Raw genomic sequence first — 12156 nt, forward strand, 5'->3', positions numbered from 1 at the left:
CACTGACGGGACGTCTGAAAGCTTCAGGACAGGGAGTCCGCATGCCCGAACGGATCACGTTCACGATCGAGACCCCGGCGGGCCCCCGCACGGCGTCCCTCACGTACGAGCGCCGGGGCGCGGGGGAACCGCTGCTGCTCCTGCACGGCATCGGGCACCACTGGCAGGCCTGGGAGCCGGTGCTGGACATCCTGGCCGCGGAGCGGGACGTCATCGCCGTCGACCTGCCCGGATTCGGCGCCTCCGACGAGCTGCCCGAGGGCTGCCCGTACGACCTGTCCACCGTCGGGACCGTGCTCGGCGCCTTCTGCGAGGCCGTCGGCGTCGAGCGCCCCCATGTGGCGGGGAACTCGCTCGGCGGACTGCTCGCCCTGGAGCTCGGCCGGGAGAAGCTGGTGCGCTCGGTCACCGCGCTCTCCCCCGCCGGCTTCTGGTCGGAGGGCGAGCGGCGGTACGCCTTCGTGACCCTGCGGGCGATGCGGGGCGCCGCGAGGTCGCTGCCCGTGCCGGTGATCGACCGCCTCTCCCGGACGTCCGCCGGGCGCACCGTGCTCACCAGCACGATCTACGCCCGCCCGGGGCGCCGTTCACCCGCGGCCGCCTACGCCGAAACGCTCGCGCTGCGCGGGGCCACCGGGTTCCGCCAGACCCTGGCCGCCGGCGGGAGCGTGCGCTTCCGCGACGACGTCGCCGACGTGCCCGTCACCGTGGCCTGGGGCGCCCGCGACCGGCTGCTCCTTCCCCGACAGGGCGTCCGCGCCAAGCACACCATCCCCGGCGCGCGACTCGTCCGGCTGCCCGGCTGCGGTCATGTGCCCATGAACGACGACCCCGCTCTCGTCGCACGCGTGATCCTGGACGGCAGCGGCGTCTGAGGCCGCCCGCGGGGCCGGCCGGACAGCGCGGGTCCTTCGCGCGAAGAGGCCGGTGCCCACGGCACGGGTCCTTCGCGCGAAGAGGCCGGTGCCCACGGCGGCGCCGGCCCCCACCAGCAGGCTGCCGACCGCCTGCGGGAGGCCGAAGCCGGCGCCCGCGACCAGGACGGCGCTCAGCGCGGCGGCGACCGGGATCGCGCCGGTGAAGAGGGTGGCGCGCTCCATGCCGACCCGCTGGACACCCATGTAGAAGAGGACGAACCCGACCACGGTGGCGAGCGCCGCCTGCCAGATCAGCGCGCCCGTCTCCACCGCCGTCGGCATCCGGACGAGACCGGCCCCGTCCACGATCAGGCCCACGAGCGCCGCCTCCGCCGCGCCGACCCCGCAGACGACCGCCGTGAGCAGCTTGGGCCCGAGCAGCCGGAGGACGGGGACGGCCAGCACCGTGAAGCCGACCTCGCCCGCGAGCGCGGCCACCGACCAGCCGATGCCGGCCAGGTCCGTACGCCCCCAGCCCTGCACGGTGAAGGCACCGGCGGCGACCAGCAGCGCCCCGTACAGCACGGCGGGGGCGGGCCTGCGGCCCTCGGTCAGCGGGACGAGGACGGCGACGACGACCGGGGCGCAGCCGACGAGGACGCCGGGCACGGCCGGCTCGGCGGTCCGCTCGGCGGCGAGGACCGCCAGGTTGAAGCCGACCATGCCGACCCCCGCGAGGGTGGCGAGCCGCAGCCAGTGACGGGCGGTCAGGGTCCGCAGCGGGGCGAGCGCGCCGCGGCCCAGCAGGGGGAGCAGGAGCAGACAGGCGGCGCCGTAGCGCAGGGCCTGGCCGCCCGCGTACGGGTAGTCGCCGAGGAGGCTGTTCGCGGTGAAGGAGGCGCCGACGAGGGCGTAGGCGAGGGTCACGAGGAGGACCCCGCGGAGGGCGTTCGCGTTCATGCCTCCGACGCTAGGAAGGCGCGCGGCCCCGGTTAAGGTCCACTTCTGTCACGCCATCGGGGACCACTTCGGGCCGATGCGGTCGTCCGGGGCGCCGGCGTGGGTTCTTGTCTCCGGTGTCCCGTTCTCCGCCCGTTGTCATGGGTGATGTGCAGGGGGTGCCTGTCCACTCAGGCGGTGCCGCGCGGCCGACCGGGAAGGTCGCCGTTGGTCCCGGACTCCCGGGCCCGCGCGGTCCTGTCGGGCCACCCCCATCAGGCAGCTGCACCAAGGCAGGAGGTCGGGCGGGCGGGCGGGCGGTCGGGCGGGCGGGCCACCGGGCGGTGGGTCAGGTGAGGTTCACCCGGCGGGCCTCGGCGTGGGCGGTGATCCCGTCCGGGCCTACGGTGACCTCGGTGGGCCTCAGGCCCAGCGGGAGCGGCGGCAGTCGCCGGTGCTCGCGGGACAGGGCCCCCGCGATGGCGGGGGCGGTGGGATCGAGCGTGCGGCCGGCCAGGGTCGCGCTGTCCGCGTGCAGGGTGACGACGCCCGCGTCGAGGCGGGGTTCGGCCGTGATGACCAGGGGCATCCCCAGCACGCCGCTCTCGATCCGCAGCCGGCCGCCGCCGGCGTCGGAGAGCCGCATCTCCCGGTCGCCGGCCGTGCCGAGCGCGTCGAACGGTGCGGTGAACGCGGCGTCGACCGAGTCCGCCGCGTAGCCGCCGGGCTGTTCGGACACCCGGTGGAGGTCGACTTCGGCTTTGACGGGGATGCCGTCGGGCGTTCGGGCATCACCCGATACCCGGACCCTGGGATGGTGCCCCCGGGCGGCGTGCAACAGAAACGGATGGCCGTCGATGGTGACCCCCGGCGAGGTCAGACCACCGCCCTGACGGGCGGAGATCCGGTCGGCGAACCGCTCTTCGCCGAGCCGGCGGGCCAGGGCGTCGGCCGTGAGCAGAAGGGCGCCCACGAGGACGGTCACGACCGCCATCCGCCGGTACGGGCGGCTCGGGCGGCCAGTGCGGCCAGTGCGGCCCCTGCGTAGGTTCCGGCGCTCGGGGGCGGGTGGGGACGCGGGCGCGTGCGGGGGGGCGGAACGGCATGGGTCGGTACCTCGGGGTCGGGTCGGAGCAGGGGCGGGGCGGGGGCGGGGCGGGGGCGGGGTGGGAGCGAGGTGGGAGCGGGGTGGGGGCGGGGCGGGGCGGGGTGGATTGGCGGAGGTGGTCGGGTCGGGGTTGGGGATTCGGGGATTCGGGGGTTCGGGGGTTCGGGGGTTCGGGGGTTCGGTCGCGACGCGGGCGGATCAGGGTGCGGGAAGGCGGTCGGCTCGGGAACCGGCTGCCTCGTGCGGTCGGGCCGCGGGCTCCGCCGTGTCGTCGCACGTGCGCGGGGCGGGTGTGGGGGTGCCCTCTATGTCCACGCGCGGCAGGATCCGGTCGAGCCACGCCGGCAGCCACCAGTTGCGCGACCCGAGCAGCACCATGCTGGTCGGGACGAGGAGGCCGCGGACGACGGTGGCGTCCAGGGCCACCGCCGCGGCCAGGCCGATCCCGAACATCTTGACCACCGGGTCTTCGGACAGCAGGTAGCTCAGGAACACGCAGAGCATGATCAGCGCAGCCGAGCTGATGACCCCGGCCGTACCGGTCAGCCCCTCCACGACCGCGCGCCGGTTGTCGCGGTGTCGCAGGTAGGACGCGCGCACGGCAGTCAGCAAGAACACCTCGTAGTCCATGGAGAGCCCGAACAGCACGGCGAACATCAGCAGCGGGACGTACCCCGGGATCTGCAACGGCCCGTCGAGGCCGAGCAGGTCGGCCCCCCATCCCCACTGGAACACCGCGGTCAGCACGCCGTACGAGGCCGCGACCGAGATCAGGTTCATGGCGGCCGCCTTGGCCGCGACCACGGGCGCGCGGAAGGCGAGCAGGAGCAGCAGCCCGGCGACGAGGACGACGGTGGCGATGACCACCGGCATCCGGTCCGCGAGCCGGGCGTTCAGGTCTGCCTGGGCGGCCGTGGGCCCGCCCACGTGGGTGACGGCCCCCGTACCCGCGGTGGCCTCGGGCAGGGTGGTCCCGCGCAGGTGCTCCACGAGGGCGACGGTCCGCCGGTCGCCGGGCCCGGTGGTGGGGGTGACCTGCCAGAGGACGGTACGGCCGCCCGGGCCGATGCGTGCCGGGCCCACCGCCTCGATCCCGGGGGTCCGCGCGAGTGCCTCGGTGACCGGGGCGACGCGGTGATCGGAGGGGCCCTCCGCCGCGGTGGGCAGGGTCGCGGTCACCTGGACCGGGCCGTTCGCGCCCGGTCCGAAGGCCTCGGCCAACTGCTCGTACGCGGTGCGGCTTGCCGTGCCGGCCGCCTTGTCGCCCGCGTCGAGTTGGCCGAATGCCAACCGGGCGGCCGGCGCTGCCAGGACGGCCAGCAGGACCAGGCTCGCGAGCAGGTAGCGCCAGGGCCGGTCGGCCACGTGCGCGGCAATCCGTCGCGCAGGCGCGTGCGCGGGCTCGGTGACGTCGATGGCGCCCTCGATGTGCTCGATGTGCTCGACTTGTTCAATGGGTTCGGCGCCGGTTGACGCGGAGCGAACGGCGGGCGAAGCGATCGGATCCGCCGGGCCCGGCGTGGGCCTCGTGGCCGCGGGATTCGCCGCGGGATTCGCCTGGGCCCGCCTGCCCCCGCAGCGTCCGCCCGTGCGGTGACCCAAGCGGTGACCCAGCAGGGCGAGCAGGGCCGGGAGCAGAGTCAAGGCGGCCAGGACCGCGACGAGTACGGCGATGGCGGGGGCCAGCGCCAGGGCATACAGCAGCGGCAGCCCGCCGAGCGCCAGCCCGGCCAGCGCCGCCGCCACCGCGCCGCCGGCGAAGGCGGCGGCCTTGCCGGCACTCGCCGTGGTGTGCCCGACCGCCTCCGGCACTCCGTGACCCCGCGTCAGGAGTCCACGGAAGCGCGTGAGGCAGAACAGGGTGTAGTCGATGCCCACGCCGAGGCCGATCATCGCCGCGATGGTGGCCCCGGACGAGGGCATGTCGAGGAGGTGACCCACCAGCCCGATCACCGACAGCGAGACCACCAGCCCGAGGACCCCCACCAGCAGGGGCAGCCCTGCCGCGAGGATTCGGCGCAGTGTGAGGAAGAGGATCACTGCGGCCGCCGCGAGACCGATCAGCTCACTGTGCGCGGTGGACCGCCGGTCGACGGCCGCAGCGAGGTCGCCACCTGCCGTGACCTCGATGCCCGCCCGTCGCGCGGGTTCCGCGGCCGAGAGCACGGCCTCGCTGATCTCAGGGGTGATGTCCCGGCCCGTCACGTCCAAGCCGACGGACAGGTAGGCGGTGTGCCCGTCCGCGCTCATGGCCGCGCCGCCCGAGGGCCCGTACGGCGTGGCGACGGCGACCACATGGTCCGCCGCGGCCACGTCGGCCGCGGCCGCCTCCACCGCCCGCCGCGCGGTCGCGGAGGTCAACTCCGGGCCGTCCGGCGTCGTATGCAGGACGATCGGCTGGTTGCCGGACGCGGGTCCGGGGAGGGTCTCGGCGGCGTCCCGGGCCGCCTGGCTGTCGCTGCCGGGGATGACCACGGCCTCGGTGGTGACGCGGCCGTGCAGGGCCACGGCTGCCACCGCGGCGATCACCACGGCCGCCCACACGGCGAGCACGCGTACGGGTCTGCCGGCGCACCATCGGCCCAGGGCAAAGAACATCGTGCTGCGCACCCCTCCACGGATCCACGAATGAAGTTGCACTCCGAGTGCAGATTTACGTTTGCACTAGGAGTGCAATAATGTCAATCGGAGAGAGGGGCCCAGGTGGAACGGCAGGGCGAGGAGCAGGACCGGCAAAGGCGGGGACAAGAGCCGGAGCAGGGTGCGCGGGAAAGCCGGCGGCCCGGCATGTCACCCGCCGGGACCAAGGACGGCCGGACCGAGCGCGGTCGGCAGACCCGCGAGAGGATCGCCGACGCGCTGCTCGCCCTGCTCGACGAGGGCATGACGGAGTTCCCCGCCGACCGGGTCGCCGAGTACGCCGGCGTCTCGCGCCGCTCGGTGTTCCATCACTTCGCCGACATGGCCCAGCTCGTGGACACCGCCATCACCCGCCGGCTGGAACAACTCGCGGCGCAGATAAGGCCGTTGTCCACCGAAGGGCCGCGAGAGGCACGGGTCGCGGCGCTGGTCGAGCAGCGCTCCCGGATCCTCGAATGGATCACCCCGGCCCGTCTGGCGATGATCCGCATGGACAACCCCTCGGAACGGATCCGTCAGGTCACCGCGGACGCCTTCCGCGATGCCCGCGAGCGCTTGGAGGCAGTGCTCGCCGAGGAACTCGAACGGCTCCCGGCCCGGCAGCGCAGGGACCTGGCCGACGGGTTGGACGCGGTGACCACGTGGGGCGCCTGGCACCACTGGCGGTCCACGGGACTCGACGCCGAACAGGCGCGGCACGCCATGGAGGCCACCGTGCTGAACCTGCTCGCCGCCGCCGACCCACCGGGCGGCCGCGCCCCGGCCCTGCGGGACGACTCCGCCTGACCACCCCGGCGTGCCGTGGAGACGGTGGGCCGGTGACGCGGTCGTCCCAGCGGCCTCGCCCTTCGCCGAGCGCCTCGGATCGCCGAGGCGCTCAGCTGCAGACAAAGGGTGTCGGCCTCAATGGAGACGGTCGCCGGCGGCCGAGGACACCGGGCCGGAGGGAGACATTCCGAATGCGGCGCTACAGCCGCCGCCGTCCGGGCCGGTGCGGGCACGGGCGCGGAAGGTGCGGCGGTACGTGTCGGGGGGCACGCCGACGGTGCGGTTGAAGTGTCGGCGCAGCGTCGTCGCGGTGCCCATGCCGGTGGCGGTCGCGATGCCCTCGACGCTGTCGTCGGTGGACTCGAGCAACTCCTGGGCATGGCGGATCCGCTGGGTCAGCAGCCACTGCAGCGGGGTGGTTCCGGTCACCGACCGGAAGTGGCGGCCGAGATTGCGCGAGCTCATCCGCGCCCGGCGGGCCAGGTCGTCCACGGTCAGCGGCTGGTCGAGCCGCTCCATCACCCAGGGGAGCAGGTCGCCGAGCGGGTGGTCGTCGCGCGCGGGCACGGGGGTGGTGACGAACTGGGCCTGGCCGCCCGCGCGGTGCGGGGGAACGACCAGGCTGCGGGCGACCGTGTTGGCGACGGCCGAGCCGTGGTCGAGGCGGACCAGGTGCAGGCAGAGGTCCATCGCGGCGGCCTTGCCCGCCGAGGTGAGGACGCGGCCGTCGTCCACGTAGAGCACGTCCGGATCGACCTCCACCCGGGGGTGGCGGGCGGCGAGCTCCTCGGTGTGGGCCCAGTGGGTGGTCGCGCGCCGTCCGTCGAGCAGGCCCGCGGCGGCCAGCACGAACGCGCCCGTGCAGAGGGAAGCCACGCGCGCGCCCGCCTGGTGGGCCGCCCGCACCGCGTCGACCAGTTCGGCGGGCGGGGCCTCGTCGGTCTCGGCGAGGGCGGGAACGATCACCGTGCCGGCCCGCGCCAGCCGGTCGAAACCGCCGTCGGGCTCCAGCCGGAACCGGCCGATCCGGACGTCGGCCGGTCCGCAGAGGGAGACGTCGTACCAGGGGCCGGTCACCGCGGACGGGGGCGGGCCGAAGACCTCGTACGCCACGGAGAGTTCGAACTGACGCATCCCCTCGGTGACGGCGAGGGCGACGACGCTCAGGTCCCTGCTCGGGGCGTTGCTCGGGTCCGTCCTCAGGTCCGCGTCCATGTCCGTAATTGTACGCACGGCGTCGTTCCGGACACTCGTGCGTGACGGCGGCCGGGGCCAGGATTGCCCCAGGAGAACGGTTCGGGTCGTACGAGAGCAGGGAGAAGTCATGGAAACGGGGCTCACGGTCGCGGTGTTCGGCGCCTACGGACACACCGGGCGGTTCGTGGTGGCGGAGCTGCTCGCCCGCGGGTTCGTCCCGGTGGCCGTCGGCCGTGACGCCGACAAGCTGCGGGCCCTCGCGGAGTCCCGTCCGGGGCTCGACGTGCGGCCCGCGTCGGCCGACGACCCGGCGGCGCTCGACCGCGCGCTCGAAGGCGCGGCGGCCGTGATCAACACGGCGGGGCCCTTCGCCGTGACCGGCGCCCCCGTGATCGAGGCGGCGCTGCGGGCCGGGATCCCGTACGTGGACGTGGCGGCCGAGATCGAGGCCAACGTCGACACGTTCGAGCGGTTCACGGACCGGGTCCGCGCGGCGGGCACGGTGATCGTCCCCGCGATGGCCTTCTACGGCGGCCTCGGCGATCTGCTCGCCACCGCCGCCATGGGCGACTGGGCGTCGGCCGACGAGGCCCACATCGCGTACGGACTGAGCAGCTGGCACCCCACCGCCGGCACCCTCGCCGCCGGCAAGGTCTCCCGGGAGCGGCGGAACGGCCGCCACGTCCGCTTCACCCGGGGTCGACTGGAGTACCACGACGACGCGTTCACGGTCCAGGAGTGGCCCTTCCCGGCCCCGATGGGTCCCCGGCCCGTCATCGGCGAGTTCACGATGGCCGACGTGGTCACCGTCCCGAGCCATCTGAAGGTGCCCGAGGTCCGCACCTACATGGCGGTCGACGCGGCCCGGGACCTGTCGGCGCCCGACGCGTCGGCACCGGCCGCGGTCGACGGGGCCGGCCGGTCCGACCAGACGTTCCTCGTGGACGTCGTCGTCCGCTCGGGCGACGCGGAACGCCGGGCCGTGGCCGTCGGCCAGGACATCTACGCCGTCAGCGCGCCGCTCGCCGTGGAGGCCGTCGGGCGGATCCTCACCGGCCGGACGCGGACGACCGGTGTCGCCTCGGCAGGCGAGGTCTTCGACGCCCCGGACTTCCTCCGGGCCCTCGCACCGCACATCTCCTTCGACCTGTACCGCTGACGGGCCCGCCACCGGACCGGACCGGTCCCGATCCGCTCGGGGCGCGGCGTCAGCGGCATCATGGGCCTCGGCCGGGACCACCCGGCGCGCGGGACGAGGAGAGGGGCCGCACGGACATGAGGAGCCACGGACAGGCCGCCTGGGAGCTGCTCCTGCCGGCCGCCGCGGCCCCGGCGCGCCGACGCGGCCGGGCCCTCCAGGAGGCGCTGCGCGAGGCGGTGCGCTCGGGGCGGCTCGCGGCCGGGACCCGACTGCCCTCGACCCGTGCGCTCGCGGCCGATCTGGGCGTCTCACGGGGCCTGGTCACGGAGGCGTACGAACAGCTCACCGCCGAGGGCTATCTGCGCAGCGACCGGGGCGCGGGCACGTGGGTGGGCGACGCGGCGAGGGGCCGGCTCGGCGGCACGCCCGCGCGTGGGGCGGTCCGGGATCCGGGCGGCGGTACGCGGACGGAGGAGGCCCTCGCAGCCGTTTCCCAAGGTCCGGACCCGGCCACGCGCGCGCGTGGGGCCGTCGCCCGGAACCCGGACCCTGACACGCGGGCAGCGCGGGCACCGGGGGCGGGTGCGCCCGCCGTCCGCGTGGACTTCCGCCCCGGGACACCCGATCTGTCGCTGTTCCCGAGAGCCGCCTGGTCGGCGGCCCAGCGGGCCGTGCTCGCGCGACTCCCCCACCCCGCCCTCGGGTATCCGGACCCCCGCGGGCTGCCCGAACTGCGGGAGGCGCTGGCCGGGATGCTGACCCGGCGCCGGGGCGTGGTGGCCGATCCGGAGCGGCTCGTGGTGTGTTCGGGAGTGGCGCAGGCGTCGACGCTGCTCGGCTTCGTGCTGCGGGCGCGGGGGCTTGACGCGATCGGCATCGAGGATCCGGGCAGCCCGGAACACGGACGGCTCTTCGCCTCGACCGGTCTGGACACGGTGTGGCTGCCGCTCGACGAGGAGGGGCTGCGGCCGGAGCCGCTCGCCGCCTCCGGGGTACGGGCGGTGGTGGTGACGCCCTCGCACCAGTTCCCGTCCGGGATCAGCTGGTCGGCGGAGCGCCGTGCCGCGCTGCTCGACTGGGCGCGGGCGGTGGACGGTCACGTCCTGGAGGACGACTACGACGGCGACTTCCGGTACGACCGGGCCCCCGTCGGCGCCCTCCAGGGACTCGACCCGGAGCGGGTCGTCTACGCCGGCTCGGTCAGCAAGTCGCTCGCGCCCGGTCTGCGGCTCGGCTGGATGCTCGTCCCCGAGGCGCTGCTCGCCGAGGTCGTCGAGCGCAAGCGGACGATGGACCTGGGCAACCCCGTGCTCGACCAGGCGGTGCTCGCCGAGTTCGTGACGCGGGGCGCGTACGACCGGCAGTTGCGCCGCTGCCAACGCGCCTACCGGGAGCGGCGGGACGCCCTCCTGTCGGCGCTCGCGGAGCACCTGCCGGGCACCTGCGTGAGCGGCATCGCCGCCGGACTGCACGTCATCGCGCGCGTACCGGGGCGTTACGGGCCACCGGAACGGTTCCTGGCACGGTCGGCGGAGGCGGGGGTGGCGCTGCGGCCCCTGGAGGAGTACGGCACGGCGCGGCCCGGGGACGGGGACGTACGGCTCGTGATCGGATACGCGCATCTGACGCCGCCCGTCCTGACGGACGGGATACGCAGGGTGGCGGAGGCGGTCCGCCGGGGCTGAGGCGATCCGTTCACGTACACGGCGCGGTCCGCCGGGGCTGAGGCGATCCGTTCGCACGCCCGACGCCAGAGGCTCGCGGCGGGCCCTCGCGCGAGTGTTCACGCGGGGTTCGTGTGGGCGCCGCCCCCGGCCGTTAGGCATGGGGCGACGCACCGCCCCCGCCCGGACACCCCTCGGAGGCTCTTCCATGTCCCAGTCCGTACCCGGCAGTTCCCCCTCCCCCGCCCGCCGCAGCGTGCTGCGCGGTTCGCTCGCCGCGTCGGCGGCGCTCACGCTCGGCGGTGCCGGTCTCGCCGCGCCGGCGTTCGCCCTGTCGGGCCGGCCCCGCGCCGAGTGGGGTGTGCAGACGGGCGACGTCACGACGTCCTCGGGTCTGGTGTGGGTGCGCTCGGACCGGCCGGCCCGCATGGTCGTGGAGACCTCGGCGAGCGAGTCGTTCCGGCGGGTGCGCCGCCACCACGGGCCGCTGATCGGCGCGGGCACGGACTTCACCGGCACCACCGCGCTGCGCGGGCTGCCCGCCGGCGAGCAGATCCACTACCGCGTCACGCTCGCCGACCCGGACGACCCGCGCCGGACGGGCGAGCGGATCGTCGGCACCTTCCGTACCGCCCCGGACCGGCGCCGGGACGGGGTCCGCTTCCTCTGGTCGGGAGACATCGCCGGGCAGGGCTGGGGCATCAACCCGGACATCGGCGGCTTCCGCGCGTACGAGGAGATGCGCCGCCTCGACCCGGACTTCTTCCTGTGCAGCGGTGACTCGATCTACGCCGACGGACCGCTCCAGCCGAGCGTGACGCTGCCCGACGGGCGGATCTGGCGGAACGTCACGACGCCCGAGAAGTCGAAGGTCGCGGAGACCCTCGCCGAGTACCGGGGCAACTTCCGCTACAACCTCCTCGACCACAACGTCCGGGCGTTCAACGCGCAGGTGCCCACGGTGACGCAGTGGGACGACCACGAGGTGCGCAACAACTGGTACCCGGGCCAGATCCTGGACGACGCGCGCTACACGGAGAAGGACGTGGACGTCCTCGCCTCGCGCGCGCTGCGCGCGTTCGGCGAGTACACGCCGGTGTCCACCCTCCACGCGCGCGGGGGCGGTCGCGAGGGCCGGATGCACCGGGTGGTGCGGTACGGTCCGCTGCTCGACGTGTTCGTGCTCGACATGCGCTCGTTCCGCAACGCCAACTCCCCCGGGCGGCAGGCCGACGACACCACCGGCATCCTCGGCGCCGAGCAGCTCGCCTGGCTCAAGCGGGAGCTGGCCGCCTCCACCGCGGTCTGGAAGGTGCTCGCGGCGGACATGCCGCTCGGCCTGGTCGTCCCGGACGGCACGAACATCGAGGCGATCGCGCAGGGCGACCCGGGCGCGCCGCTCGGCCGTGAGCTGCAGATCGCGGAGCTGCTGCGGTTCGTCAAGCACCGGCGGATCACCGGCACGCTGTGGCTGACGGCGGACGTGCACCACACGTCGGCGCAGCACTACGCGCCGGAGCGGGCCGCCTTCCAGGACTTCGCGCCGTTCTGGGAGTTCGTGTCCGGTCCGCTGGCCGCGGGCGGCTTCCCGGCGAACGCGCTGGACGCGACGTTCGGCCCGGAGCGGGTGTTCGTCCGCGCGCCGGAGCGGGCCAACCTGTCGCCGATGGAGACCCCGCAGTACTTCGGGGAGGTCGACATCGACGGCCACAGCGGGGAACTGACGGTCCGCCTGCGGGCGGAGGGCGGGACGGTGCTGTTCAGCAAGGTGCTGCGGCCGGGTCGCGTCGGGCAGTGACGCCTGGTCGGAAGGGGTGCGGGAGCGGGTGCCCGGCGGTCGTG

8 protein-coding genes and 1 pseudogene are annotated in these 12156 nt (G+C 74.9%); 5 read left to right on the forward strand and 4 right to left on the reverse strand.

The window, feature by feature from the left end; all coding sequences use genetic code 11:
• Positions 1-41: 41 nt before the first annotated feature.
• Positions 42-875, forward strand: coding sequence for an alpha/beta fold hydrolase (locus ACFQ79_RS16450; RefSeq protein WP_383583735.1), 834 nt, complete (start codon positions 42-44; stop codon positions 873-875).
• 105 nt (positions 876-980) lie between these two features.
• Here the strand turns inward: ACFQ79_RS16450 and ACFQ79_RS16455 are convergent.
• The 3 genes and pseudogenes from ACFQ79_RS16455 to ACFQ79_RS16465 all read right to left on the reverse strand — a co-directional run.
• Positions 981-1817, reverse strand: a pseudogene (locus tag ACFQ79_RS16455) (EamA family transporter); the annotation flags it as partial.
• A 328-nt stretch (positions 1818-2145) separates the two neighbouring features.
• A complete protein-coding gene (locus ACFQ79_RS16460) occupies positions 2146-2781 on the reverse strand; it encodes an LmeA family phospholipid-binding protein (protein WP_383583737.1) in 636 nt (211 codons plus the stop codon).
• A 321-nt stretch (positions 2782-3102) separates the two neighbouring features.
• A complete protein-coding gene (locus tag ACFQ79_RS16465) occupies positions 3103-5502 on the reverse strand; it encodes an MMPL family transporter (protein ID WP_383583740.1) in 2400 nt (799 codons plus the stop codon).
• A gap of 189 nt (positions 5503-5691) precedes the next feature.
• Between ACFQ79_RS16465 and ACFQ79_RS16470 the strand changes: the two genes are divergently transcribed.
• Complete coding sequence (locus ACFQ79_RS16470; protein WP_383583742.1) at positions 5692-6330, forward strand: TetR/AcrR family transcriptional regulator; 639 nt, start codon at positions 5692-5694, stop codon at positions 6328-6330.
• Between the two features lie 117 nt (positions 6331-6447).
• Here ACFQ79_RS16470 and ACFQ79_RS16475 read toward each other — a convergent pair whose 3' ends face one another.
• Positions 6448-7527, reverse strand: coding sequence for a helix-turn-helix domain-containing protein (locus ACFQ79_RS16475; RefSeq protein ID WP_383583744.1), 1080 nt, complete (start codon positions 7525-7527; stop codon positions 6448-6450).
• 109 nt (positions 7528-7636) lie between these two features.
• On the opposite strand from ACFQ79_RS16475, the gene ACFQ79_RS16480 reads away from it, so the two are divergent.
• From ACFQ79_RS16480 to ACFQ79_RS16490, 3 genes are all read left to right on the forward strand, one after another.
• The gene (locus ACFQ79_RS16480; RefSeq protein WP_383583747.1) at positions 7637-8668 is read left to right on the forward strand and encodes a saccharopine dehydrogenase family protein; all 1032 of its coding nucleotides are present in this window, start codon (positions 7637-7639) and stop codon (positions 8666-8668) included.
• A 116-nt stretch (positions 8669-8784) separates the two neighbouring features.
• Positions 8785-10335: a PLP-dependent aminotransferase family protein gene (locus tag ACFQ79_RS16485; protein WP_383583749.1), complete on the forward strand. Its 1551-nt coding sequence runs from the start codon at positions 8785-8787 to the stop codon at positions 10333-10335.
• 187 nt (positions 10336-10522) lie between these two features.
• Positions 10523-12112 carry an alkaline phosphatase D family protein gene (locus ACFQ79_RS16490; protein WP_383583751.1) on the forward strand — a complete coding sequence of 530 codons (1590 nt, stop codon included), beginning with the start codon at positions 10523-10525 and terminating at the stop codon, positions 12110-12112.
• The last annotated feature ends 44 nt before the right edge of the window (positions 12113-12156 follow it).

It is taken from the genome of Streptomyces sp. NPDC056480, assembly GCF_042795405.1.
In the GTDB taxonomy this organism is placed as follows: Bacteria; Actinomycetota; Actinomycetes; order Streptomycetales; family Streptomycetaceae; genus Streptomyces.

Coding starts and splice junctions, on each gene's coding strand:
- ACFQ79_RS16450 (WP_383583735.1), top strand. CDS start 42: ATGCCCGAACGGATCACGTTCACGATCGAGACCCCGGCGGGCCCCCGC.
- ACFQ79_RS16465 (WP_383583740.1), bottom strand. CDS start 5,502: ATGTTCTTTGCCCTGGGCCGATGGTGCGCCGGCAGACCCGTACGCGTG.
- ACFQ79_RS16470 (WP_383583742.1), top strand. CDS start 5,692: ATGTCACCCGCCGGGACCAAGGACGGCCGGACCGAGCGCGGTCGGCAG.
- ACFQ79_RS16475 (WP_383583744.1), bottom strand. CDS start 7,527: ATGGACGCGGACCTGAGGACGGACCCGAGCAACGCCCCGAGCAGGGAC.
- ACFQ79_RS16480 (WP_383583747.1), top strand. CDS start 7,637: ATGGAAACGGGGCTCACGGTCGCGGTGTTCGGCGCCTACGGACACACC.
- ACFQ79_RS16485 (WP_383583749.1), top strand. CDS start 8,785: ATGAGGAGCCACGGACAGGCCGCCTGGGAGCTGCTCCTGCCGGCCGCC.
- ACFQ79_RS16490 (WP_383583751.1), top strand. CDS start 10,523: ATGTCCCAGTCCGTACCCGGCAGTTCCCCCTCCCCCGCCCGCCGCAGC.